The organism is Cupriavidus taiwanensis LMG 19424 (genome assembly GCF_000069785.1).
Lineage (GTDB): Bacteria > Pseudomonadota > Gammaproteobacteria > Burkholderiales > Burkholderiaceae > Cupriavidus > Cupriavidus taiwanensis.
This window is the reverse complement of record NC_010528.1, coordinates 2198299-2222911: the sequence shown is the minus strand read 5'-3', so window position 1 is coordinate 2222911 and position 24613 is coordinate 2198299. Positions and strand designations below refer to the sequence as shown.

The window sequence follows — 24613 nt, the reverse complement described above, 5'->3', positions numbered from 1 at the left end:
GTCGTCCCTTGGTTCAGTCCCGCATCTCGCGGCCGGTCAGCTTGAGGAACACGTCCTCGAGGTTGGCCGGGCGGTGCAGGTAGCGCACGCCGCTCCTGCCGTGCAGCGCCGCCAGCAGCGGGGCGGGCTCGCGCACGTAGCAGAACAGTGTCTCGCCGCTCATCTCGGTGCGCTGCGCCAGCGGCGTCAGCGTGCCGCGCAGCGTGTCCAGTTCATCGCCATAGACCTCGACCACGTCGCAGCCGATCTGGCTGTCGATCAGCTCGTGCGGCTTGCCTTCGGCGATCTTGCGGCCGCCGTCGATCACGCACAGGTAGTTGCACAGCCGTTCGGCCTCTTCCATGAAGTGCGTGGTCAGCAGGATGGTCTTGCCGCTGGCCATCAGCGACTTCAGCCGCTCCCAGATCAGGTGGCGCGCCTGCGGGTCCAGGCCGGTGGTGGGCTCGTCCATGACCAGCAGGTCCGGGTCGTTGATCAGCGCGCGGGCCACGGTCAGGCGCCGGCGCATGCCGCCGGAGAGGTCGCGCACCTGCGCGTCGGCGCGGTTTTCCAGCCGCGCGAATTCCAGCAGCCTCGGCACGCGCCGCTCGATCTCGGCCGACGACAGCCCGAAGTAGCGCCCGAAGATGCGCAGGTTCTCGATCACCGAGAAGTCCGGGTCGAGATTGTCGAACTGCGGCACCACGCCCACGCGCATGCGCGCCTGCGGCGCGCGCTCGGGAATGGGCTCGCCGCACAGTGTCAGCGTGCCCGCCATGGGCGTGGTCAGTCCCAGCAGCAGCCGCAGCGTGGTGGTCTTGCCGGCGCCGTTGGGGCCCAGCAGGCCGAAGCACTGGCCGCGGAAAACCTGGAGGTCGAGGTTGTCGACCACGACCGTGTCGCCGTATTGCTTGCGCACCTTGCGCAACTCGAGGATGGCAGTCAAGGCAGGGTCCGGTGTGGCGCCGCAACGGCGCAATATCCGCCATTATGCCGGTCATCCGCGCGGCGCTCAGGTGGCGCACCGCAGCAGAGCCCGTGGGCGCGCAGGCGGCACGCCCTGCGCGCGGGCATAAAAAAACCGCCAGCGAACTGGCGGTTTTTCTTGCCCCGCGATGCCGGGCAGCGAAGCGTACCGGAATCAGTACATCTTCTTCGGCAGCATCTGCATGCGCAGGCGCTTGCGCAGGCGTGCTTCGGCGGCCTTCTTCTTGCGCTTGCGCTCGGTCGTCGGCTTCTCGTAAGCGGTACGGCTCTTGAGTTCAACGATCAGGCCAGTCTGCAGAATGGCACGACGGAAACGCCGCATTGCAACTTCAACGGGCTCACCGGGTTTCAAGACGATCTTAGTCAATTCAGTCCTTTAGGGGATTGCCGCCGGGGCGGCTGGTTCACACGGGGGGAAACTGCGGTCGCCGGAGCGACTGGTATTGCACGCCGGGCCGATGCCCGGGTGCGCCCCCGCGAACCTGAAAGATGTGGACGTTTCAGTCCGTGCAACCAGTGTCAGGGGTGATAGCGCCAGGTCCGAACACAACTGGAGCCTGACAGTACCGGTTTCCATGAATGCTATACGCCCGTAACTATCGCATGTATACGACAGCACTGTCAAGAATGCAGTGCAACGAGGGCCGGCGGACGGGCCGGAGTCACGGGCGTGCGCGCTTGGCTGGGCGCGATCTGCGAATGATAACGCGGTTGTTGCCGACGTGCCCCCCCGTGCCTCCCGGTAAACCCGCACTCACGCCAAAAATCGTTTGACGAATAAATTCATGGATATAAACTATTTTTCATAAACATGAATTGAAGCAGGAGACCCGCATGCCGGATCAACCCGTCTACTTCGTCTCGACCATGGACGTCGCGGGCTACCACCCCGCCAACCATGTCGGCACGCTCAACCGCCGCCTGATCGCGCCCGAGACGGTCGGCTCGCGCCATCTGGAAGTGATCCACGGCACCATCGAAAAAGGCAAGGGCGCGCTGCCGCACGCGCATCCCGGTATCGAACAGGTCTGCTACGTGCTGGAAGGCCGCGCCGTCGCCGAGGTCGGCGGGCAGCGCCGGGAGCTGGGCCCCGGCGATTGCTGCTTCTTTCCCCCCGACCAGATGCACGTCTTCACCGTGGTCAGCGACGAGCCGGCGAAGATTCTGGTGATCTATTCCCCGCCTTACGAGGAATCCCCTGAGCGCGTGATCCGGCCCGCCTGAGGCGCGACGGGTCACGGCAGGGCGCAAAACGACAGGAGACAACCACCGTGAAGTCCTTCAAAAACACTTTTGCCGGCCTGGTGCTGGGTTGCAGCGCGGCACTGGCCGCGACTCCGGCGCTGGCCGGCGATGAATTCCCCAACAAGCCGTTGCGCCTGGTGGTGCCGTTTGCAGCGGGCAGCGGTACCGACGCGGTGGCGCGCCTGACCGCGAAGTACCTGGGCGAGTCGCTGCAGCAGCCGGTGGTGGTGGACAACAAGCCCGGCGCCAACGGCACCATCGCCGCCGAGTTCGTGGCCAAGGCCCCCGCCGACGGCTATACGCTGTTCATGACCACCAACACCACGCATTCGGCCAACCCGTCGCTGATGAAGCAGCTGCGCTATGACCCGGTCAAGGATTTCACGCCGATCTCGCGCATGGGCAATCTGCCATTCATGCTGGTGGTCAACCCGGCGCTGCCGGTCAAGACGCTGCGCGAGTTCGTCGACTACGCCAAGGCGCATCCGGGCCTGACCTATGCCAGCGGCAACAGCACCGGCATCGTCTCGGGCGCGACGCTGTCGAAGATGGCGGGGCTGAAGATGCTGCATGTGCCGTACAAGAGCACGCCGCCCGCCATGACCGATGTGATGGGCGGCCAGGTGCAGGCCATGTTCGTCGACTTTGCCGCCGGCATCGCCAACGTGCGCGCCGGCAAGTTGCGCGCGCTGGCGGTGACCACCGCGCAGCGCAGCGCACTGCTGCCGGACCTGCCGCCGCTGGCGAGCGTGCCGGAACTGAAGGGCTTCGACGTGACCTCGTGGAACGGCGTGTTCGCGCCGGCCGGGGTGCCGGCCCCGGTGGTCGAGCGCCTGAACCGCGAACTGGTCGCGATCGCCACCAGCAAGCAGCATGCGGCGCAGTTCCACGCGCTGGGCTTCGAGCCGTTCGGCAGCACGCCGGCCGAGCTCAACCAGTTTGTCGTGGCCGAGCTGCAGAAGTGGGCGCGGCTGGTGAAGGACGCGGGCATCCAGCCGGAATAAGACACATCGAACAGACAACGACAGCAAGCAGGTAACGCGATGAATTTCGATCTCTCCGAAGAACAGGCCTCCATCGTCGAGGCGGTGCAGCAGGTCTGCGCGCAATTCGACATGGAATACTGGGACCGCCTCGACAAGTCCGGCACTTATCCTCATGAGTTCTACAAGACGCTGTGCGAAGGCGGCTGGCTCGGCGTGGCCATGCCCGAGGCCTTCGGCGGCGCGGGGCTGGGCATCCTGGAGGCGGCGCTGGTGATGCAGACCATCTCGCAGTCGGGCGCGGGCATGACCGGCGCCTCGGCGGTGCACATGAACGTGTTCGGCCTGAACCCGGTGGTGGTGTTCGGCACCGACGCGCAGAAGGGCCGCTTCCTGCCGCCGCTGATCGCCGGGCAGGAGAAGGCCTGCTTCGGCGTGACCGAGCCCGACGCGGGGCTCGACACCACCAAGCTCAAGACCTTTGCGCGCAAGGTGCCGGGCGGCTATTCGGTGAGCGGGCGCAAGATCTGGATCTCGACCGCGCAGGTGGCCGACCGCATGCTGCTGCTGGCGCGCACTACGCCGCTGGAATCGGTCAAGAAATCGACCGAGGGGCTGTCGCTGTTCTATACCAAAGTCGACCGCAGCAAGATCGAGATCCGCGAGATCGACAAGATGGGCCGCGCCGCCGTCGACACCAACATGCTGTTCATCGACGACCTGTTCATTCCCGACGAAGACCGCATCGGCGAAGAGGGCAAGGGTTTCGAGTACATCCTGCACGGGCTCAACCCGGAGCGCATCCTGATCGCGGCCGAGGCCATCGGGCTGGGGCGCGCGGCGCTGGCCATCGCCACGCAATACGCCAAGGAGCGCGTGGTATTCGGCCGCCCCATCGGCATGAACCAGGGCGTGCAGCATCCGCTGGCGCAGGCGTGGATGCAGCTGGAGTCGGCCAACCTGATGATGCTCAAGGCCGCGGCGCGCTACGACGCGGGCCAGTCCTGCGGGGCCGAGGCCAATGCCGCCAAGTACCTCGCCGCCGAGGCCGGCCACAATGCCTGCCAGACCGCGATCCTGACGCTGGGCGGCATGGGCTATTCGCGCGAGTACCGGGTCGAGCGGCTGCTGCGCGAATCGTATATCCCGCGCATCGCGCCGGTCAGCCCGCAGCTGATCCTTTGCTTTATCGCCGAGCGGGTGCTGGGCCTGCCCAAGTCGTACTGAGCGGGAGCGGCGATGCAAGACAGTCCAGCCCAAGCCAATGCGCCCACCGGGCCGCTCGCCGGGATCCGCGTGATCGACATGACCTCGGTGGCGATGGGGCCGTACGCCACGCAGATCCTCGGCGACATGGGCGCCGAGGTGATCAAGGTCGAGCCGCCCGCCGGCGACGTGTTCCGCCACGCCGAGCCGGCGCGGCACGCCGCCATGGGCGCGAGCTTCCTCAACCTGAACCGCAACAAGCAGTTCGTGGTGCTGGACGTGAAGCAGCCCGACGACCTGGCGGCGCTGAAGGCGCTGATCGCCGGCGCCGATGTCTTTGTCTCGAACGTGCGGCCGCAGTCGCTGCGCAAGCTAGGGCTCGACTATGCCTCGCTGTGCGCGGACCATCCACGGCTGATCTACTGCGGCGCCTATGGCTATTCGGAGGCGGGGCCCTACGCCGGCGCGCCGGCGTTCGACGACATCATCCAGGCGCGCAGCGGCATGGCGCAGTTCCAGGGTGCCAACGCGAACGACGGGCCGCAGTACGTCAACACCATCCTCGCCGACAAGGTCGCCGGGCTGACGGTGGCTTATGCGATTCCGATGGCGCTGTACGAACGCGAGCGCTCGGGCCGGGGCCAGGCCATCGAGGTGCCGATGTTCGAGACGCTGGTGTCGTTCCTGGCCACGGAGCAGCTGGCCGGGCAGACCTTCGTGCCGCCGCTCGGGCCGGCCGGCTATCCGCGCGTGATGTCGATGCACCGAAAGCCGTACCGCACGCGCGACGGCCATATTGCGCTGCTGCCGTACACCAGTGCGCAGTGGCAGCGGTTCTTCGATGTCTCGGGCCATGCGCCGCTGGCCAGCGATCCGCGCTATGCGACCCCGGCCGCGCGCAGCGCCAATATCGACGCGCTCTATGCCACGCTGGCCGAGATCGTCGCGCAGCGCACCACCGCCGAATGGCTGGCGCTGCTGCGCGATGCCGACATCCCGCACAGCGAGGTGCCGCATTTCGACAGCCTCGCCGACGACCCGCACCTGCGCGCCACCGGCATGATGTTCGAGTACGACCATCCGAGCGAAGGGCGCCTGCGCGGCGTAGGCATTCCCACGCGCTTCTCGCGTACGCCCGGCAACATCCGCAGCTGGCCGCAGGCCTTGCCGCCCGCCCACGGACCGGAGGACTGATCCGCGCTGCCGCCGCGTACAATCCCGGCCAACGGATACTGAAGTCGAGGAAGCCAACGATGGCAGCACACGAAGCCGCGGAAAAGTCCGGCTACGGCAGCGTCAAGACGGCGCTGCGCGTGATCGAGATCATGGAAATCTATGCGCGCGAAGGGCGCTCGCTGACGCTGACCGAGCTGGCCAGGCAGCTCGGTGCGCCGATGTCGAGCTGCCTCGGGCTGATCCGCACGCTGGCCTCGCTCGGCTATCTCTACGAGACCGGCCGCCGGCAGGGCTACTACCCGACGCGCCGGCTGCTCGACATCGCGCAGCGCATCGCCCGCAACGACCCGCTGCTGGAGCGCGTGCAGCCGGTGCTGGAGTCGCTGCGCGACACCACCGGCGAGACCGTGGTCTTCGGCAAGCTGCAGGACGATGGCCGCGTGCTGTATCTGGAGGTGCGCGAATCCCCGAACCCGGTGCGCTACATTGCCGCGCCGGGCGAGCTGCGTGACGCGCATGTCAACTCCATCGGCCGCGCCATCCTCGGCACCATGACGATGGAAAGCCGCGCGGAATTGCTGGCCGGTGCTTCCTTTGCCTCGCGCACCGGCCGCACGGTGGACTCGCTGCGGGTATTCGAGGCGGCGATGCAGCAGTGGCAGGCGCAGGGGTGGTATCCGAATTTCGGCGAGTCGTTCCCCGACCTGGGGGCCATCGCGATGCCGGTATCGCTCGGTGGCGTTGCCTACGGGATGTCGGTGGCTGGGCCGCTGCATCGGGTCGAAGCCAATGCAGAAGCTATTGTCGTGGCGCTGAAGGCCGCAGGCGCTACGCTGCAAGGGTAGAGCGAAGGGCGGGGCGCCGCGGCAGCCCCGAACCACAGCTATTTGCGACCCACAAACGCGACGCGCAAACGAAAAAGCCCGGTGCGTTTGCACCGGGCTTCCGTATCGGTTGGCTCCCCGACCTGGGCTCGAACCAGGGACCTGCGGATTAACAGTCCGTCGCTCTACCGACTGAGCTATCGGGGAACAGCTGAGAAAGAAATTATAGCCAGTTTCTCTTTTCTTCGTCAACACCCTTTCGACATTTACTTCTTGTCAGGCGGGGCGCGGCGAAGGCTGGCTTGCTGGCGCGTGGCGCAGGGGCGGCTGGTTGCCGGCCCCGGACCGTGGCGCTGAACAGCGAGGCCGCATTATAGCGACGGTTCCGGCGTTGTGCCAGAAAAAAACCGCCTCGCGGCGGTTTTTTCTGCGAGGCCTGGGCCCGTCAGTCGAACACCGGCGATTCCACGCCCAGCACCTTGTGCAGCTTGGGCGAGGTGGTGGTGTACTGCATGTGGATCTTCTTTTCCGGGAAGATATACGGTGCGGCTCCGAACGCGGCCAGCGCGGCCTCATGGAAGCCCGACAGGATCAGCTTCTTCTTGCCGGGGTAGGTGTTGATATCGCCGACCGCGAAGATGCCGGGGATATTGGTCTGGAATTTCTCCGTGTCCACCTTGATCTGCTTGCGCTCCAGGTCCAGGCCCCATTCGGCGATCGGGCCGAGCTTGGGCGACAGCCCGAAGAACACCAGCAGGTCGTCCAGCGGCAGGCGGCGGGTCACGCCGTCGGCGCCGCTCACCTTGATCTCGGTGAGCACGCCATCCTTCTCTTCGTAGCCGCTGATCTGGCCGACCAGGAACTGCATTTCCATCTGCTCGCACAGTTCCTTCATCTTGGCGACCGACGCGGGCGCGGCGCGGAAGCCGTCGCGGCGGTGGATCATCACCACCGACTCGGCCTTGCCGACCAGGTCCAGGGTCCAGTCCAGCGCCGAGTCGCCGCCGCCGACGATCACCAGGTTGCGGCCGTGGAAGCGGCTCGGATCCTTGACGCGGTAGAACAGCTGCTTGCCGTCGAACTTGTCGATGCCATCGACCTTCAGCGTGCGCGGCTGGAACGAGCCCACGCCGGCGGCGATGAAAATGGTCTTGGTGATAAAGCGCGTGCCGAGCGAGGTCTCGACGAAGAAGCGGCCATCGTCACGGCGCTCGACCACGGAGACTTCCTGGCCCAGGTGGAAGGTGGGCTCGAACGGTTCGATCTGCTTGAGCAGGTTGTCGGTCAGTTCCTGGCCGGTGCAGCTCGGCACGGCCGGGATGTCGTAGATGGGCTTGTCCGGATACAGCTCCACGCACTGGCCGCCAACGACCTTCAGGGAATCGATGACGTGGGCCTTGATTTCGAGCAGGCCCAGTTCGAACACCTGGAACAGACCCACCGGGCCGGCACCGACGATCAGCGCGTCGATTTCCAGCGGCTGGCCGCCTGCGGGGCTGCCGCCCTCGACCTGCCTGGTCGCGTCGGCAACGGGATTTGGAATGCTCAAGTCCATATTCGTCCTGATACGTTGGTTGGGCACGCGGGTGCCCGGCATTGCGGAAAGCGCGTGGGGACGGCTTTCTATGCTGCCCGGTGCGCTCAGCGCTCCAGGTACTGCAGCTTGTCGGTGGCGTCCTTCCACTCCTCGGCCTCGGCCAGCGGGGCCTTGGTCTTGGTGATGGAAGGCCAGGCGCGCGCCAGTTCGGCATTCAGCTCGATGAACTGCTGCTGGTCGCCCGGGACGTCTTCCTCGGCATAAATGGCGTTCACCGGGCATTCGGCCACGCACACGGCGCAGTCGATGCACTCATCCGGGTCGATGGCCAGGAAGTTGGGGCCCTCGCGGAAACAATCGACCGGACACACGTCAACGCAGTCTGTGTAGCGGCAACGGATGCAGGATTCGGTGACAACGTGAGTCATTTCGGTTCCAGGAAAACGGGTCGGCTTTGAATGGGAAACTGTGGGGCCGCTTCTTGCCGGCATGACGCGCCGCATCCATCACATGGAGGCGCCCCGCTTGCCGCTGGGCAGCATGGGCTGGGCGAGCGCCGGCCGAGGCCTTTCGGAAACCGATATTGTAGCCGAGCCTTCTGGCAAGGATAGCGGGTCTATATAGCCGGATCAGATAGTTTTCTTATTTCTTTATGTACTTTTGATTTAACGCATGGTGGCCGGTGGGCGGGTTTGCCTGTCTTCGGACAGGCTGCGCGGTACCAGTCCGTCAGCCGGCAGTGGGCAGACTTCAGGTAGCATGGCGTTCTGACCCGGCATCGCCGTCTGGCTCGCTATGATCATCCAGTCCCTGCTCGACACCGACCTGTACAAATTCACGATGATGCAGGTGGTGCTGCATCAGTTCCCGCAAGCGCAAGTGGAATACCGCTTCAAATGCCGCAACGCGGGCATCGATCTCACGCCGTATATCGACGAAATCCGCGACGAGGTGGCGCACCTGTGCCAGCTGCGCTTCACCGACGACGAACTGGCTTACCTGCGTGGCCTGCGCTTTATCAAGAGCGATTTCGTCGATTTTCTCGGGCTGTTCCACCTGAACCAGAAATATGTCTCGGTGCGCCCGTCGCCGCAGGGCAATGACGAGATCGAGATTGCCATTACCGGCCCCTGGCTGCATACCATCCTGTTCGAAGTGCCGGTGCTGGCCATCGTCAATGAAGTCTACTTCCGCCGCACCCAGCCGCGGCCGGACCTGGCCGAAGGCCGCCGCCGGCTGGAGACCAAGCTGGCGCTGCTGAAGGCGCCCGAACTGAACGATTGCGTGATCGCCGACTACGGCACGCGCCGGCGTTTCTCGCGCGACTGGCAGGAAGAGGTGCTGCTGACCATGCGGCGCCTGCTGGGGCCGCAACTGGCCGGCACCAGCAATGTCCACTTCGCGCGCCTGCACAACATGGTGCCGCTGGGCACGATGGCGCACGAGTACCTGCAGGCCTGCCAGGCGCTGGGGCCGCGGCTGCGCGATTCGCAGGTGTTTGCGCTGGAGCGCTGGGCGCGCGAGTATCGCGGCGACCTGGGCATCGCGCTGTCGGATACCTATGGCTTCGACGCCTTCCTGCGCGACTTCGACCTCTATTTCTGCAAGCTCTTCGACGGCGTGCGCCACGATTCCGGCGATCCGGTGCTGTGGGGCGAGCGCATGGTGGCCCACTATGCCGCCAACCGCGTCGATCCGCGCACCAAGACGCTGATCTTCAGCGACAGCCTGGACATCCCGCGCGTCATCGAGCTGTATCAGCGCTTCCATGGCCGCTGCCGGCTGGCCTTCGGCGTCGGCACCAACCTCACCAACGACCTGGGCTACACGCCGCTGCAGATCGTGCTGAAGATGGTGCGCTGTAACGGGCAGCCGGTGGCCAAGCTCTCGGACACGCCGGAAAAGACCATGTGCGACGACCCCGGCTACCTGGCCTACCTGCGCCAGGTGTATTCGGTGCAGCCTGCCGCGTAGCAGGGCCTTAACAATAGCGCGCGCTGTATCGACCCTATAATCGCCGCATCGCGCCTTTGCGCATTGCCACGCCAGCCAGACCCCATGGAAACCAACGACGCCCGTGACCGCATCTTTGCCCGCATCCGTGCCGCCCAGGGCAGGCCGGCCAGGCCGAGCGCGGGGGAGCGGGGCGCCGTCGCCGATTACCTGGCCCGCCACCCGCAGGGCCCGCGTCCGCCCGCCGCGCCCGAACTGGCCGAAGCCTTCCTGGCACAGGCGCAGCGCATGGCCTCGACCGTGGACCGCGTCGCGACCCTGGCCGACGTGCCGGCCGCCGCGGCGCGCTATCTCGACAGCCTGCAGCTGGTGCGCCGCGCGGTCGCGTGGGAGGAACTGGGCCCGCTGCCGTGGCAGGCCGCGGGGCTGGCGGTGGAATGCCGCCCGCCGGTACGCGACGCCGCGGCCGACCGCGAGCATGGCGACCTGGTCGGCATCACCGGCTGTTTTTGCGCAATTGCCGAGACCGGCTCGCTGATGCTGCTGTCCGGCCCCACCACCTTCGCCTCGGCCGCGCTGCTGCCCGAGACCCATCTGGCGGTAGTGCCGCGCTCGCGCATCGTTGCGGGGCTGGAGGATGCGTTTGCCCTGGTGCGCAGCGAACGCGGCGAACTGCCGCGCGCCACCAATATCATCAGCGGGCCCTCGCGCACGGGCGATATCGAGCAGACCATCGTGCTTGGCGCCCACGGACCGTACCGCGTGCATGTGATCCTGGTCGACGGGGCCTGAACCAGGCGGCGCGCAGACAGCGCGCCGCAATCCGAAAATGCATGCCGCAAGGGCAATCGCGGCAGGGCCTTGCATTACACTTGCAGGCTTGCCCGCGCGCCTTGGCATCGCGCCGCGCGCGCCCATGACCGCTGCATTTCCGAGGAGATCCTGCCTGATGCGACGTGCCTCCGTGCTGTTGCCACTGCTGGCCGCGTTCCCTGCCGCCGGCCATGCCGCCGACCTGGACGGGGCATCGCTGTCGCCGCTGTGGGGGCTGCCTTTTGCCGGCATCCTGCTGTCGATTGCGCTGTGGCCGCTGCTGGGGCCGAAGTTCTGGCATCACCATTACGGCAAGATCGCCGCCGGCTGGGGCCTGCTGTTCCTGCTGCCGTTCGCGGTCGTGTTCGGCCCGCATGCCGCCGCGGTCAGCACCGTGCACGCGCTGCTGGCAGAGTACATTCCCTTCATCGCGCTGATCACCACGCTGTATATCGTTGCCGGCGGCATCTGCGTGCGCGGCAACCTGCACGGCACGCCGGGGCTCAACACCGGCATCCTCGCGCTGGGCACGTTCCTGGCCAGCTTCATGGGCACCACCGGCGCGGCCATGCTGCTGATCCGGCCGCTGTTGCGCGCCAATGACAACCGCCGCCACGTGGCGCACGTGGTGGTGTTCTTTATCTTCCTGGTGGCTAACGCCGGCGGCGCGCTGACGCCGCTGGGAGACCCGCCGCTGTTTCTCGGCTTCCTGAAGGGCGTCGATTTCTTCTGGACCCTGCAGAACATTTTTCCGGAAACGCTCTTCGTCTGCGCTGCGCTGCTGCTGCTGTTCTACCTGGTCGACCGGTACTACTACCGCAACAAGGAAGAGGAGCTGCCGCCGCGCAACGATCCCACCCCGGATTCGGGCGGCATCGCCATCGAAGGCAAGTTCAACTTCGTGCTGCTGCTGGCCGTGGTCAGTCTGGTGCTGATGAGCGGGCTGTGGAAGCCCGGGACCTCGTTCGATATCCTCGGCACCGAGGTGCCGTTGCAGGCCGCGGTGCGCGACGGCTTGCTGGTGGTGGTGGCGGTGGTGTCGCTGCTGGTCACGCCGCGCTCGGCGCGCGTCGGCAATGAATTCAACTGGGAGCCCATCCTCGAGGTCGGCAAGCTGTTCGCCGGCATCTTCCTGACCATCATCCCGGTCATCGCCATGCTGAAGGCCGGCACCGACGGCGCGTTCGCGGGAGTAATCCGCGCGGTCAGCGACGCCAACGGGCAGCCCGTCGACGGCATGTATTTCTGGGCGACCGGCGTACTGTCCTCCTTCCTGGACAATGCGCCGACCTACCTGGTGTTCTTCAATACCGCCGGTGGCGACCCCGCCACGCTGATGACGCGCGATGCCTCGACGCTGGCCGCGATTTCGGCCGGCGCGGTGTTCATGGGCGCCAACACCTATATTGGCAATGCGCCCAACCTGATGGTCAAGGCCATCGCCGAGAACCGGGGCGTGCGCATGCCGAGCTTCTTCGGCTACATGCTGTACTCGGGCATCTTCCTGGTGCCGCTGTTCGTCGTCATGACCTTCCTCTTCTTCCATATCTGATGCCATGAAGCCGTCCGTCCTGGTCACCCGCGCCATCTATCCCGAAGTCATCGCGCACCTGGCGCAGTATTTCGATGTCGACGACAACCAGCAGGACGCGGTGCTCGACGCCGCGGCGCTGAAGGCACGGCTGGCCGGCAAGGCCGGCGTGCTGGCCAACGCCGCCGACCGCATCGACGCCGGCGTCATTGCGGGGCTGCCGGCATTGCGCGCGGTGTGCAACATGGCGGTCGGCTACAACAACCTGGACCTGCCGGCGCTGACGGCCGCGGGCATCGTCGCCACCAATACGCCGGACGTGCTGACGGAGACCACCGCCGACTTCGGCTGGGCCCTGCTGATGGCGACCGCGCGCCGCGTCACAGAGGCCGAGCACTACCTGCGCGCCGGCAAGTGGCAGCGCTGGAGCTACGACATGCTGGTCGGCATGGACCTGCACGGCAGCACGCTGGGCATCCTCGGCATGGGCCGTATCGGCCAGGCGCTGGCGCGGCGTGCGGGCGGGTTTGGCATGAACGTGCTGTACCACAACCGCAGCCAGCTGCCGGCCGAAACCGAGCGCGCGCTCAACGCCCGCTATGTCAGCAAGGAAGACCTGCTGCGCCAGTCCGACCACCTGCTGCTGGTGCTGCCCTATGGCCCGCAAAGCCACCATGCCATCGGCGCCGCCGAACTGGCGCTGATGAAGCCCACCGCGACGCTGGTGAACCTGGCGCGCGGCGGCATCGTCGACGACGCCGCGCTGGCGCGGGCGCTGCGCGACAAGCGCATCTTCGGCGCCGGGCTGGATGTGTTCGAGGGCGAGCCTTCGGTCCATCCGGACCTGCTGACGGTGCCCAACGTCGTGCTGACGCCGCATATCGCCAGCGCGTCCGAGAAAACCCGCCGCGCCATGGCCATGCTCGCGGCCGACAACCTGATCGCGGCGCTCGACCAGGGCCCGCAGGCCGGCCATCCGCCCACCGTGATCAACCCTGAAGTGATGGCGCATCGCCGCTGAGGTTTTCGCATGACCCTGATTCCGTTCCTGACGCTGGCCGCGGCGCTGCTCGCGGTTGTGCTGCTGGTCATCGTGTTGCTGCGCCAGCAGGCCGGGTCATCCGGCGCCGGCACGGCGCGGCAGCTCGACGAAATGCGGCTGGAGTATGCGCGCGGCATGGAGCGGCTGGAGCGCGAGGTGCGCACCGAAGTGGCCGAGGCCGCGCGCGGCAGCCGCGGCGAGTCGGCGCAGCAGATGCTGCGCTTCCAGCAGGCGCTGTCGTCGCAGCTGACCGGCATCGCCACGCTGCAGAACAACCAGATCGATACCTTCGCGCAGCAGCTGGCCAAGCTGACCGAGACCAACACCCAGCAACTGGAGCAGGTGCGCCAGCACCTGATGCTGCAGGCCCAGCAGGCGCGCGACGAGCAGGCCGGCACGCTGCGCCGCTTCGGCGACGGCCTGCAGCAGCAGCTGGCGCAACTGTCCGAGGCCAACGAGCGGCGCCTGGCGGAGGTGCGTGCCACGCTGGAGCAGAAGCTGCAGGATATCGAGGCCAACAATGCCGCCAAGCTCGAGGAAATGCGCCGCACCGTCGACGAGAAGCTGCACGCCACGCTGGAGCAGCGGCTGGGCGAATCGTTCCGGCTGGTGTCGGACCGCCTCGAGCAGGTGCATCGCGGCCTGGGCGAAATGCAGGTGCTGGCGCAGGGCGTGGGCGACCTGAAGAAGGTGCTGACCAACGTGAAGTCGCGCGGCACCTGGGGCGAGGTGCAGCTGGAGATGCTGCTGGAGCAGATGCTGACGCCGGAGCAGTACGGCAAGAATGTCGAGACCGTGCGCAATTCGGGCGCGCGCGTGGAGTTTGCCATCCGCCTGCCCGGCAAGGCCGCGGGCGCGGACCCTGCGCCGGTATGGCTGCCGGTCGACGCCAAGTTTCCCAAGGAACAGTACGAGCGCCTGGTGGACGCGCAGGAACGCGGCGATCCCGATGGCGTGCTCGCGTTCGGCCGCGAACTGGAAATGGCACTGCGGCGCGAGGCCCAGACCATCGCCGAAAAATACCTGGCGCCGCCGCAGACTACGGACTTTGCCATCCTGTTCCTGCCGACCGAAGGGCTTTATGCCGAGGTGCTGCGCCGTCCCGGCCTGACCGACCAGCTGCAGCGCGACTATCGCGTGACCGTAGCCGGTCCCACCACGCTGACCGCGCTGCTGAACAGCCTGCAGATGGGGTTCCGCACGCTGGCGCTGGAAAAGCGCTCGAGCGAGGTGTGGGAAGTGCTCGGCGCGGTCAAGACCGAATTCGGCAAGTTCGGCGACGTGCTGGCCAAGACCCGGGATACCCTCGAGCGTGCCGCGCGCAATATCGAACAGGCGGAAGTGCGCACGCGGCAGATGGCGCGCAAGCTGCGCACGGTGGAAGCGCTGCCGGGCGAAGCCGCGCAGCAGCTGCTGGGACTCGGGCTCGAAACGCCGGCGGACGGCATGCCGGAAAGCCCTGAAAACGCGGAAAAGAGCCAGGCCTGAGCGTGCCGTGCGTCAGGTGTCGGAAGGACGCGGGTGAGGCGGGTGGGGCAGGTAAGGCGGCCGGCCTGGCGGTGCGCCGTTCAGCGGTCGTCTTCGGGGGACAGCTCGCGCACGTGGACTTCGATGCCGCCGAAGCGGGCGGCGACCCAGTTGTAGGCCTTGCAGGCCAGCCACAGCAGGCCGAAGCCGATCAGCGCATTGAGGATGATCGCGCTGAACACCGTGATCGCCGGCAGGTCACCATAGCGGATGAAGGTGACGAACAGGCCCAGCGACACGATCGGCAGGGAGAAGCAGAGGTAGACCAGCACCAGCGCGCGGGCGGTCTTGACGGGGTGGAGGTACGCAATCTCCTGATTCATGACGGGGGATACTCGAATGTTTCTGAATCGTGCGCCAAGTGTAGCGATTGGCCGATGCCAAGCATAGCCCGCCGGCCGCGGGGCAGCCGAAAGCCCGGCGACAACCGTGCCGCGGCGGCAAATGTGCAGCACAAAAACGACACATTGCTACGGTCGTGTAGCGAATGGTTGCGCGCAGGGCCCGCCGTACCGCTCAAACCAGCCCGTCGAACAGCATCACCTCGACCGCGTCGCCGGCCTTGACCGAGTCCTGTTCATGGCCAAGCACGATAAAGCAGTTGGCCTCGCTCATCGAGCGCAGCACGCCGGAGCCCTGCTGGCCGGTGATGCGCACCTCCCACTCGCCGTCGCCGGCGCGCGCCAGGATGCCGCGCTGGTACTCGGTGCGCCCGGGCTTCTTGCGGATCGCCTGCGCGCTGCGCACGCGCAGCAGCGGCAGCGGCGGTACGGTCGCGCCCATCAGCCGGTGCAGCGCGGCGCGCACGAAATGGTAGAAGGTGACCATCACCGCCACCGGGTTGCCCGGCAGGCCGAACAGCAGGGCCGAGTGCGCGCCCGCGCCGTCGGCCTGGATGCGGCCGAAGGCCATCGGCCGGCCCGGACGCATGGCGATTTTCCAGAACGTGACATCGCCCAGCCGCGCCATGATCTGCTTGGTGTAGTCGGCCTCGCCGACCGAGACGCCGCCCGAGGTGATGACCGCATCAGCGCTTTCGCACGCGGTGCGGAAAGCGGCTTCGAGCGCTTCGGGGTTGTCGCGCACCACGCCCATGTCGAGCAGGTCAACGTTCATCCGCCGCAGCATCCCGTGCAGCGTGTAGCGGTTGGAGTCGTAGACGCAGCCGGGGTCGAGCGGCTCGCCGATCGAGCGCAGTTCGTCGCCGGTGGAGAAGAACGCCACGCGCAGGCGCCTGCGCACCCGTACCTCGGCCACGCCCAGTGACGCCAGCAGGCCAAGGTCGGCCGGCTGCAGGATGCGCCCGGCCTGCAGCGCGGCCTGGCCGCGGGCCAGGTCCTCGCCGCGCAGGCGCCGGTTGTCGCCAATGCGGACGCAGTCGGCGGCAAAGCGGATGCGCGCGCCGCCGGCCACGGTTTCCACAAACTCCTGCGGCACCACGGTATCGCAGCCGGCCGGCATGACGGCGCCGGTCATGATGCGCACGGCCTGCACGGCGCTGGGAGCCAGCGCACCGGTGCCGCCGGCCAGGGCGCTGCCGATGACCTCGAGTTCTACCGTGGGAGTCTGCGCCGCCGCCAGTGCCGCGCCCTGGAAGGCATAACCGTCCATCGCCGAGTTGTCATGGGCCGGCACGTCGATGGTCGAGACAATGTCCTCGGCCAGCACGCGGTCCAGCGCACTGCGGATCGGCAACTGCTCGATGCCCCGCACCGGCTCGACCACCTCGCCGATGATGCGGTTGGCATGCTCCACCGGCAGCGCCGTGGGATCGTAGTCGGACAGGCAGGAAATGACGGATTGCAAGGAGGGCATGGCGGCTCGGCGGTCGACGGTGGCTGGGGCGGGAATTCAGCGCGCTTCGTGCGCGCGCAGTTCGTCCAGGGTGTTGATATTGGCAAAGGCCGCGGCGTCGTCGAACAGTACCTCGGCCAGCCGGTGCGAGGCGGCCCAGGTCTCGATCTTGCGGCCGCCCCCGGAAAGATAAGCCACCAGGCTGTCGAGCGCACTGACCGGCATCAGGCAGAACACCGGCTGGGTCTGGCGCCGGCCATCCGGGTCCAGCGTGACCGGAATCGCCAGCTCGGCGCCTTCGGCCTCGATCGCCTGCGCGAGGCGCGCCACCAGGTCGGTCGGCAGGAACGGCGAATCGCACGGCGCCGTCACCATCCAGGGGGTCGCGCATTGTTCCAGGCCGGCGAGCATCCCGGCCAGCGGGCCGGCGAAGTCGGGCACGCTGTCGGTGTAGACCGGCACGCCGAAGGACTCATAGGCGGCCAGGTTGCGGTTGGCGTTGATCATCAGTCCGCCCACCTGCGGCGTCAGCCGCATCATCGTGTGCATGGCCATCGGCGTGCCATGCAGCGGCTGCAGGCCTTTGTCGGTGCCGCCCATGCGGCTGCCCCTGCCGCCTGCGAGGATCAGGCCGGTGACGTCGTCGCGTGCAATCATGGAGTAGGTGTGGGGCGGGTTCAGCCGCCGATATAGGACATCTCGATCTTGCGCTCGGCGCGTTTGGCACGCACGGCCGGGTCGCTGCGCTGCTCGGAATAGTTGTCGGTGCGGCCCTGCCATACCTGCGCGATCGCGTTGGAGATTTCCAGGTCGCTGTAGCCGCCGCGCAGCAGCGCGCGCAGGTCGAAGCCCTCGGTGGCGAACAGGCACAGGTAGAGCCGGCCTTCGGTGGACAGCCGGATGCGGCTGCAGTCGCCGCAGAAGGCATGGGTGACGCTGGAGATGACGCCGATCTCGCCGGCGCCGTCGCGGTAGCGCCAGCGTTCGGCGGTTTCGCCGGAATAGTTGGCCTGCACCGGTTCGAGCGGGAATTCGGCATCGATGCGTTTCACCACTTCGGCAGACGGCAGCACCTCGTCCATCTGCCAGTGGTTGCTGGCGCCTACGTCCATGAACTCGATGAAGCGCAGGATGATGCCGCTGTGGCGGAAGTGGCGCGCCATCGGCACGATTTCCTGGTCGTTGGTGCCGCGCTTGACCACCATGTTGACCTTGATCGGCGCCAGTCCCACGGCCTGCGCGGTCTCGATGCCATGCAGCACGTCGGCCACCGCGAAGTCCACGTCGTTCATGCGGCGGAAGGTGGCGTCGTCGATCGCGTCCAGGCTGACGCTGACCCGCGTCAGGCCCGCGTCGCGCAGCGCGCGCGCCTTGCGCGCCAGCAGCGAGGCGTTGGTGGTGAGCGTCAGGTCCAGTGGCTTGCCCGACACGGTCTCGATCTTCGCCAGCATCTCGACCAGGTGCTCGATGTTCTTGCGCAGCAGCGGCTCGCCGCCGGTCAGGCGGATCTTCTCGACGCCGTGGGCCACGAACAGGCGCGCGGTGCGCTCGATCTCCTCGAAGCTGAGCAGTTCGGAATGCGGCAGGAAGGTGTAGTCCTTGTCGAACACTTCCTTGGGCATGCAGTAGACGCAGCGGAAGTTGCAGCGGTCGGTCACCGAGATGCGCAGGTCATGCAGCGGCCGGCCGCGGCGGTCGGCCACCAGGCCGGTCGGCGCAACCAGGTTGCCGGGAATGCTGGGCGTCATCGAGCGGTAGCGATGGTCGCGCAGGTCGAAAATCGGGATGACGGATTCGGTCATGGCCTGTGGGTGGCACGGCGTCCGGGGAGCGGGACGGCCACGCATAAAGCGATGTGGCGCGGGCGCTCGGGGGGCCGGATGCGTTCTGCTGCCATTCTAGCCGAGGCGGGGGCGGGGCATCCGCATCCAGCGGTGACGGCGAGGATTCACCGGGTGCGCCGCCGATGAAAAAAGGGGACGGCGTGGCCGTCCCCTTCTTGCCTTGGCTGCAGCGCAGCGGCGTCGCTTACTGCTGCGATGCCATCTGCACTTCGCGGCTGCCGGTCTCCACCAGGATCATCGGACCCTGGGGCAGCGGGGGCAGCGGCTTGCGCTCGCGCGGCACGCGCGGGGCGGGCACGATGCGGGCGGCGGCTTCCTGCGCCGAGCGCAGCTTGTCGCTGTCGGTATGGACCCATTGCAGGCCGGCGCTGGCCAGCATCGGCTCCAGGTTTTCCAGCACCGCCGGCGCGGCGGCGGCCGGTGCCGGTGCCGCGGGCTCGGCCGCCGGAGCGGCTTCCGCCTGCGGCGCCAGCACGGGCGCCTGTGCCGGTGCCGGGGCTGCGGCCGGCACGACCGGCGCGGCGGTCTCGACCGCCGCGCTGATGGCCGGCTCGGCGATGGCTTCGGCGGCAACGGCTTCGGTCACCGCCACGGCCACCGGAGCGACAGTCTCGGCGGCTGGCGCGGCCACCGGCTCGGCCACCGGAGCGGCTTCGGCCGCCGGAGCCGGCGTCACGTCTGCCGGCACGGCGATGCGGATGGCTTCGACGGCTTCCGCCGCGACCGGCGCGGCCACGGCCGCTTGCGGCGCGGGCTCGGCGGTCACGCCGGCTTCGACGCTGGCCGGGGCGAAGCCTTCGGCCGCGGCGCCTTCACCTTCACCTTCACCCGATGCGCCCTGCACCGACTCGTCGCGTTCGCGGCGATAGCGGTTGCGGCCACGGCGGTTGCGGCGGCGGCGTTCCTCGCCTTCGGCAGTCTCGGCAGCGGCTTCGGCACCTTCCGGCAGCTCGGCACGCGGCTGGGTCTCTTCGGTCACGGCCTGGGGCAGCACGCCCAGGGCCTGGGCGGCAGCGATGGCTTCCGGCTGCGGCGCTTCACCGGCTTCGGCTTCGCGCAGTTCGCTGCGCTCGCGCTGGCGTTCGCGCTGGCGCTCGCGGCGTTCCTGGTTGCGGTCGCGGCGGCCTTCCTGGCGTGCTTCGGCGCGTTCACCCTGGGCGCGCTCGGCTGGCACGGCCTCGGCCTGGCGGGCTACCGCCGGCGTGGCCTGGCCTTCACCTTGCTGGCGCGGCTGGCGGCCCGGGCGTTCGCCACGGCCTTCGCGCTGCTCGCCACGCTCACCGGCCTGGCGGTCGCCACGCTCGGCGCGTTCGGTGCGTTCGCCGCGCTCGGCACGTTCACCGCGCTGGCCACGGCCCTGGCGCTCGCCACGTTCGGTGCGCTCGCCACGCTCGCCGCGTTCGGCGCGCTCGCCACGCTGGCCGCGCCCTTCGCCACGCGGACCGCGCTCACGGCGGCCCTCGGCGCTGCGGGTTTCCGCGGCGGCGGCGGGCTTGGCCGGCTCCACCACCGGCGGGGTGGCCGGGCGGGCACCGAACAGGCCCTTCAGCCAGGCGATAAAGCCACCGGCTTCCACGGGCTTGGTGGCCGGCACGGGCGGGGCCACGGGCGCGGCTTCCGGACGCGGGGCGCGCTCGGGGCGCGGCACCGAGACCGGGGCAGGCTGTTCCGGCGTGATGCCCTTGACCGCGGCTTCCTGGCGCGGCTTGGCTTCTTCCTTGCGGCGGCTGCTGTAGCTGGTGTCGGCTTCCAGTTCCTTGGCGGCAGCCTCGGCCATCTTGTAGCTGGCGGTGCTGTCTTCCAGGCGCGGGTCGTCGTGGCGCAGGCGCTCCAGCTTGTAGTGCGGCGTTTCCAGGTGCTTGTTGGGAATCAGCAGCACGTTGACCTTGAAGCGCAGCTCGATCAGGTTGATTTCCTGGCGCTTCTCGTTCAGCAGGAAGGCAGCGACCTCCACCGGCACCTGGCAGTGGATGGCGGCGGTGTTTTCCTTCATCGCCTCTTCCTGGATGATGCGCAGCACCTGCAGGGCGGACGATTCGGTATCGCGGATATGGCCGGTGCCATTGCAGCGCGGGCAAGTGATGTGCGAGCCCTCCGACAGCGACGGGCGCAGGCGCTGGCGCGACAGCTCCATCAGGCCGAAGCGGCTGATCTTGCCCATCTGTACGCGCGCGCGGTCGTGGCGCAGCGCGTCCTTCAGGCGCGTTTCCACGTCCTTCTGGGCCTTGCCCGACTCCATGTCGATGAAGTCGATCACGATCAGGCCGCCCAGGTCGCGCAGGCGCAGCTGGCGGGCGATCTCGTCGGCGGCCTCGAGGTTCGTGCGCAGCGCGGTTTCCTCGATGTCGGCGCCCTTGGTGGCGCGCGCCGAGTTGACGTCCACGGAGACCAGTGCCTCGGTGTGGTCGATCACGATGGCGCCGCCCGACGGCAGCATGACCATGCGCGAGTAGGCGGATTCGATCTGGTGCTCGATCTGGAAACGCGAGAAGAGGGGCACGTCGTCCCGGTACTTCTTCACGCGGTTCATGTTGTCGGGCATCACCACGCTCATGAAGGCGCGGGCCTGTTCGTAGATCTCGTCGGTGTCGATCAGGATCTCGCCGATATCCGGCTGGAAGTAGTCGCGGATCGCGCGGATCACCAGGCTGGATTCGAGGTAGATCAGCAGCGGGGCCTTGTTGTCGCCGGCGGCGCCGTCGATGGCCTTCCACAGTTGCAGCAGGTAGTTCAGGTCCCACTGCAGTTCCTCGGCCGAGCGGCCGATGCCCGCGGTCCGGGCGATGATGCTCATGCCTTCCGGCACGGTCAGCTGCGCCATGGTCTCGCGCAGTTCCTGGCGGTCTTCGCCCTCGATGCGGCGCGACACGCCGCCGCCGCGCGGGTTGTTCGGCATCAGCACCAGGTAGCGGCCGGCCAGCGAGATGAAGGTGGTCAGGGCCGCGCCCTTGTTGCCGCGCTCTTCCTTCTCGACCTGGACGATCAGTTCCTGGCCTTCATGCAGGGCATCCTGGATGCGCGCGTTGCGCACGTCGATGCCTTCCTTGAAGAAGGCGCGCGCGACTTCCTTGAACGGCAGGAAGCCGTGGCGCTCTTCGCCGTAGTTGACGAAGCAGGCTTCCAGCGAGGGTTCGATACGGGTGATGACACCCTTGTAGATGTTGCCCTTGCGCTGTTCGCGCCCGGCAGTCTCGATGTCGATGTCGATCAGCTTCTGACCGTCGACGATGGCGACGCGCAATTCCTCCTGTTGCGTCGCGTTGAACAGCATGCGTTTCATCGCAATACCTCACTCCAGTGTCGCGGGTGGCACCGTCTGGGCGGTGTCCGCGGCGATCCATGGAGCACGCGAGGGAGCGAGCGAGGCGCGAGAATTGCCGGAAAGCGCCGCTGCGCAGGACATGCGGGCGGCTGGGCGCGGGTGAAAGAGAGCGATGACGTCGGGGTAACGACCGCAGGGCAGGAGAGAACGCCGGAGGCTGCTCTTGCGCAGACATCCGGCGCATTCCCGTGCCGGAGGCGATGCTGGGCGCCGGCGCAACCAGCACCGGCGGCATCGCGGCCGGCCGCGGAAGGCCTAGACGCGTCAAAGAGCAAATTTTTCGGACACGGCAAGGTTGCCGTTGCTGCCTGACTTCTCCTGGCGGGCGCACCTACTACTTCTTGGAGTTCTGCGACCGGGCGCCGGTAACTTCCAGTCAGGCGGCAGGTCAACCTGCCGGCCGGCACCGTTTCCCGGTGCGGGCGGGACTTCTCTCACCGAAGCGGATGCCGGCTGCGGCATCCGCCTTTAAATTCTGTTTTACCTGAACACTCAGTTCCCACGTCACCGCCTGCCGTGCCGAAGCCTCCTTTGGGCGACTTCCTGCATGCCGGCGGCACCGTGCGTGCTGCTTTTGCTGCCATTTGCCCGTCTGGCGCTTGGCGTAACGCGAATTGCGGGAGACGGGCGGGGTCGGCGGCAACCCCAAGTGTAGAATGCGAAAAATCGAAGAAAACTCGAAGATCCATCGCTTACACAGGTCTTACGCTGCCGGCCACGAGCCGGAACAGCGAGGAAATTATATTGAAAATGAATGAGTTACGCCATCAAATTGAAAAGGCTGCCGAAGCTGCGCCGGCCAGCCCGCAGGTGGCGTATGTCACGATTGACGAAGGCTCCGAAGGCCAGCGCATTGACAACTTCCTGCTGAAGGTGGCCAAGGGGGTACCGAAGAGTCACATTTACCGGGTGCTGCGCTCGGGCGAGGTGCGGGTCAACAAGGGCCGGATCGACGCCACCTATCGTCTCCAGTCCGGCGATGTGGTGCGCATTCCGCCGATGCGGGTGGCAAGTGCTGCCCAGTCCGGCGCGGCGCCCGTGCCCGCGGGCGAATTCCCGGTGTTGTTCGAGGACGCCCACCTGCTCGTCATCAACAAGCCGGCCGGCGTCGCCGTCCATGGCGGCTCGGGCGTCGCCTTCGGGGTCATCGAGCAGCTGCGCCGGTCGCGCCCGCAGGCCAAGTTCCTGGAACTGGTGCACCGGCTGGACCGGGAGACCTCCGGCATCCTGGTGCTGGCGAAGAAGCGCTCGGCGCTGGTCCACCTGCACGAGCAGATTCGCGGCAACACCATGGACAAGCGTTATTACGCCTGCGTCGCCGGCGAATTCCTGAACGCCCGCCAGCACGTGAAGCTGCCGCTATATAAATACAGCACGCCGGACGGCGAGCGCCGGGTGCGGGTCCAGGCCGACGGGCTGGCGTCGCATACCGTGTTCAACCGGGTCGAGGCCTTCCCCGGTTTCACCCTGCTCGAGGCCGAACTGAAGACCGGCCGCACGCACCAGATCCGAGTCCACCTGGCACACTCCGGCTTCCCGATTGTCGGCGACGAAAAATATGGCGATTTCACGCTGAACAAGTCGCTGGCGCGTTCCGGGGCCAAGCCCGGCATCAAGCGAATGTTCCTGCATGCGCACCGCCTGGTGTTCATCCACCCGGCCACCGGCGAGCCGCTGTCCGTGGAGGCGCCGCTGCCCGACGAATGCGTCGGATTCCTGCAACAATTGCGTGAACTGCACGCCCCGGAGTAGGGTAGTGCCTCAAACGCCACAAGGACTTCCATGGCCAGGCAACAATTTGACCTGATCGTTTTTGACTGGGACGGGACGCTGATGGACTCGACCCCGACCATCGCCAAGTGCATCCAGCTCGCCAGCCGGGACCTTGGCCTGCCGGTGCCCGACGACAGCGCCGCCAGCCACGTGATCGGGCTGGGGCTGAAGGACGCGCTGTCGTATGCGGTCCCGACACTCGACCCGGCCGACTACCCGCGGCTGGCCGAGCGCTACCGCTACCATTTCCTGACCCGCGACGCCGATCTGGTGCTCTTCGACGGCGTGCGCGAAATGCTCGAGACGCTGCGCGCGGAACACTATTTTCTTGGCGTGGCCACCGGCAAGACGCGCGTCGGCCTGCAGCGCGCGCTGGCCGCCAGCGGCCTGACCGCGCTGTTCGACGCCACGCGCTGCGCCGACGAGACCTTCTCCAAGCCGCACCCGGCCATGCTGCATGAGCTGACGCGCGAGCTGGGCCAGGATGTGGAGCGTACGGTGATGATCGGCGACACCACCCATGACCTGCAAATGGCGGCCAACGCGGGCGCCAAGGGCCTGGGCGTCTGCTACGGGGCCCACCCGGCCGAGTCGCTGCGCGCGATGGCGCCGGTGCACTGCGCCAGTTCGATCGCCGACCTGACCGAGTGGCTGCTGGCCCATGCCTGACGCCGTCTCCGGCCAGGCGCCGGTGCGGCTGTGCGCCGCCGATGCGTTGCAAGAGGGCGGTCTTGGCGTGCGCTTCTCGGTGGTGGTCGACCGGCGCGAGATCGGCGCCTTTGTGGTGCGATTCGATGGTGTGGCCCACGCCTACCTGAACCAGTGCGCGCACGTACCCATGGAGCTGGACTGGCAGGAGGGGCGGTTCTTCGATGCCTCGGGCCTATACTTGATGTGCGCCACTCATGGCGCGGTGTACGCGCCGGATAGCGGCGAGTGCGTCGGCGGTCCCTGTCGGGGGGCCGCGCTGGCGAAGCTGCAGGTCGAAGAACGCGATGGCCAGGTCTACTGGCTGCCCCAGGCCCCGTACCGCGCGGCCGAGCCTTGTGGCGGCGCCTGAATGGATTTCCACGAGCG

At 67.4% G+C, this 24613-nt stretch carries 22 protein-coding genes and 1 tRNA gene; 13 read left to right on the top strand and 10 right to left on the bottom strand.

Annotated features, from left to right (window positions below; all coding sequences use genetic code 11):
- Positions 1–13 precede the first annotated feature (13 nt).
- Positions 14–925 carry a nodulation factor ABC transporter ATP-binding protein NodI gene (nodI, locus tag RALTA_RS10200; RefSeq protein ID WP_012353344.1) on the bottom strand — a complete coding sequence of 304 codons (912 nt, stop codon included), beginning with the start codon at positions 923–925 and terminating at the stop codon, positions 14–16.
- A gap of 195 nt (positions 926–1120) precedes the next feature.
- The gene (gene rpsU / locus RALTA_RS10195) at positions 1121–1333 is read right to left on the bottom strand and encodes a 30S ribosomal protein S21 (RefSeq protein WP_010814647.1); all 213 of its coding nucleotides are present in this window, start codon (positions 1331–1333) and stop codon (positions 1121–1123) included.
- 467 nt (positions 1334–1800) lie between these two features.
- On the opposite strand from rpsU, the gene RALTA_RS10190 reads away from it, so the two are divergent.
- The 5 genes from RALTA_RS10190 to RALTA_RS10170 are packed head-to-tail and all read left to right on the top strand — an operon-like array spanning position 1801 to position 6421.
- Entirely contained in the window at positions 1801–2190 is a 390-nt protein-coding gene (locus RALTA_RS10190; protein WP_012353343.1) for a cupin domain-containing protein, read from the top strand.
- Positions 2191–2237: 47 nt separating this feature from the next.
- Positions 2238–3215 carry a Bug family tripartite tricarboxylate transporter substrate binding protein gene (locus tag RALTA_RS10185; protein WP_012353342.1) on the top strand — a complete coding sequence of 326 codons (978 nt, stop codon included), beginning with the start codon at positions 2238–2240 and terminating at the stop codon, positions 3213–3215.
- Positions 3216–3254: 39 nt separating this feature from the next.
- Positions 3255–4421, top strand: coding sequence for an acyl-CoA dehydrogenase family protein (locus RALTA_RS10180; protein ID WP_012353341.1), 1167 nt, complete (start codon positions 3255–3257; stop codon positions 4419–4421).
- Positions 4422–4433: 12 nt separating this feature from the next.
- Positions 4434–5594, top strand: coding sequence for a CaiB/BaiF CoA transferase family protein (locus RALTA_RS10175; protein WP_012353340.1), 1161 nt, complete (start codon positions 4434–4436; stop codon positions 5592–5594).
- Positions 5595–5653: 59 nt separating this feature from the next.
- Entirely contained in the window at positions 5654–6421 is a 768-nt protein-coding gene (locus RALTA_RS10170; RefSeq protein WP_012353339.1) for an IclR family transcriptional regulator, read from the top strand.
- 110 nt (positions 6422–6531) lie between these two features.
- Here the strand turns inward: RALTA_RS10170 and RALTA_RS10165 are convergent.
- The 3 genes from RALTA_RS10165 to fdxA form a co-directional block, all read right to left on the bottom strand.
- Positions 6532–6607, bottom strand: a tRNA-Asn gene (locus RALTA_RS10165).
- Between the two features lie 238 nt (positions 6608–6845).
- Positions 6846–7955, bottom strand: coding sequence for an NAD(P)/FAD-dependent oxidoreductase (locus RALTA_RS10160; protein WP_012353338.1), 1110 nt, complete (start codon positions 7953–7955; stop codon positions 6846–6848).
- Positions 7956–8041: 86 nt separating this feature from the next.
- The gene (gene fdxA, locus RALTA_RS10155; RefSeq protein ID WP_012353337.1) at positions 8042–8365 is read right to left on the bottom strand and encodes a ferredoxin FdxA; all 324 of its coding nucleotides are present in this window, start codon (positions 8363–8365) and stop codon (positions 8042–8044) included.
- A gap of 367 nt (positions 8366–8732) precedes the next feature.
- Here fdxA and pncB point away from each other — a divergent pair, with 367 nt between their 5' ends.
- From pncB to rmuC, 5 genes are all read left to right on the top strand, one after another.
- Complete coding sequence (gene pncB, locus RALTA_RS10150) at positions 8733–9911, top strand: nicotinate phosphoribosyltransferase (protein WP_012353336.1); 1179 nt, start codon at positions 8733–8735, stop codon at positions 9909–9911.
- An 84-nt stretch (positions 9912–9995) separates the two neighbouring features.
- Entirely contained in the window at positions 9996–10682 is a 687-nt protein-coding gene (locus RALTA_RS10145; protein ID WP_012353335.1) for a LutC/YkgG family protein, read from the top strand.
- Positions 10683–10839: 157 nt separating this feature from the next.
- On the top strand, positions 10840–12255 hold the full coding sequence (locus tag RALTA_RS10140) for a sodium:proton antiporter (protein WP_012353334.1): 1416 nt from the start codon (positions 10840–10842) through the stop codon (positions 12253–12255).
- A 4-nt stretch (positions 12256–12259) separates the two neighbouring features.
- Positions 12260–13255: a 2-hydroxyacid dehydrogenase gene (locus RALTA_RS10135; protein WP_012353333.1), complete on the top strand. Its 996-nt coding sequence runs from the start codon at positions 12260–12262 to the stop codon at positions 13253–13255.
- 9 nt (positions 13256–13264) lie between these two features.
- Positions 13265–14764, top strand: coding sequence for a DNA recombination protein RmuC (gene rmuC, locus RALTA_RS10130; protein WP_012353332.1), 1500 nt, complete (start codon positions 13265–13267; stop codon positions 14762–14764).
- Positions 14765–14844: 80 nt separating this feature from the next.
- On the opposite strand, the gene RALTA_RS10125 is transcribed toward rmuC, so the two are convergent.
- The 5 genes from RALTA_RS10125 to RALTA_RS10105 all read right to left on the bottom strand — a co-directional run bounded on the left by RALTA_RS10125 (position 14845) and on the right by RALTA_RS10105 (position 21721).
- On the bottom strand, positions 14845–15126 hold the full coding sequence (locus RALTA_RS10125; protein WP_012353331.1) for a hypothetical protein: 282 nt from the start codon (positions 15124–15126) through the stop codon (positions 14845–14847).
- 193 nt (positions 15127–15319) lie between these two features.
- Positions 15320–16618 carry a molybdopterin molybdotransferase MoeA gene (gene moeA, locus RALTA_RS10120; protein WP_012353330.1) on the bottom strand — a complete coding sequence of 433 codons (1299 nt, stop codon included), beginning with the start codon at positions 16616–16618 and terminating at the stop codon, positions 15320–15322.
- 36 nt (positions 16619–16654) lie between these two features.
- Entirely contained in the window at positions 16655–17254 is a 600-nt protein-coding gene (gene mobA, locus RALTA_RS10115) for a molybdenum cofactor guanylyltransferase MobA (RefSeq protein ID WP_012353329.1), read from the bottom strand.
- 20 nt (positions 17255–17274) lie between these two features.
- Positions 17275–18399 (bottom strand): GTP 3',8-cyclase MoaA, encoded by a 1125-nt coding sequence (moaA, locus tag RALTA_RS10110; protein ID WP_041232162.1) that lies wholly within the window; start codon positions 18397–18399, stop codon positions 17275–17277.
- 226 nt (positions 18400–18625) lie between these two features.
- Positions 18626–21721, bottom strand: a complete 3096-nt coding sequence (locus RALTA_RS10105) for an Rne/Rng family ribonuclease (protein WP_012353327.1) — start codon at positions 21719–21721, stop codon at positions 18626–18628.
- 792 nt (positions 21722–22513) lie between these two features.
- Between RALTA_RS10105 and RALTA_RS10100 the strand changes: the two genes are divergently transcribed.
- The 3 genes from RALTA_RS10100 to RALTA_RS10090 are packed head-to-tail and all read left to right on the top strand — an operon-like array spanning position 22514 to position 24596.
- On the top strand, positions 22514–23515 hold the full coding sequence (locus RALTA_RS10100; protein ID WP_012353326.1) for an RluA family pseudouridine synthase: 1002 nt from the start codon (positions 22514–22516) through the stop codon (positions 23513–23515).
- A 30-nt stretch (positions 23516–23545) separates the two neighbouring features.
- Positions 23546–24205 carry an HAD-IA family hydrolase gene (locus tag RALTA_RS10095; protein WP_012353325.1) on the top strand — a complete coding sequence of 220 codons (660 nt, stop codon included), beginning with the start codon at positions 23546–23548 and terminating at the stop codon, positions 24203–24205.
- Entirely contained in the window at positions 24198–24596 is a 399-nt protein-coding gene (locus RALTA_RS10090; RefSeq protein WP_012353324.1) for a Rieske (2Fe-2S) protein, read from the top strand. Before RALTA_RS10095 ends, RALTA_RS10090 begins: the two co-directional genes overlap by 8 nt.
- Positions 24597–24613 lie beyond the last annotated feature (17 nt).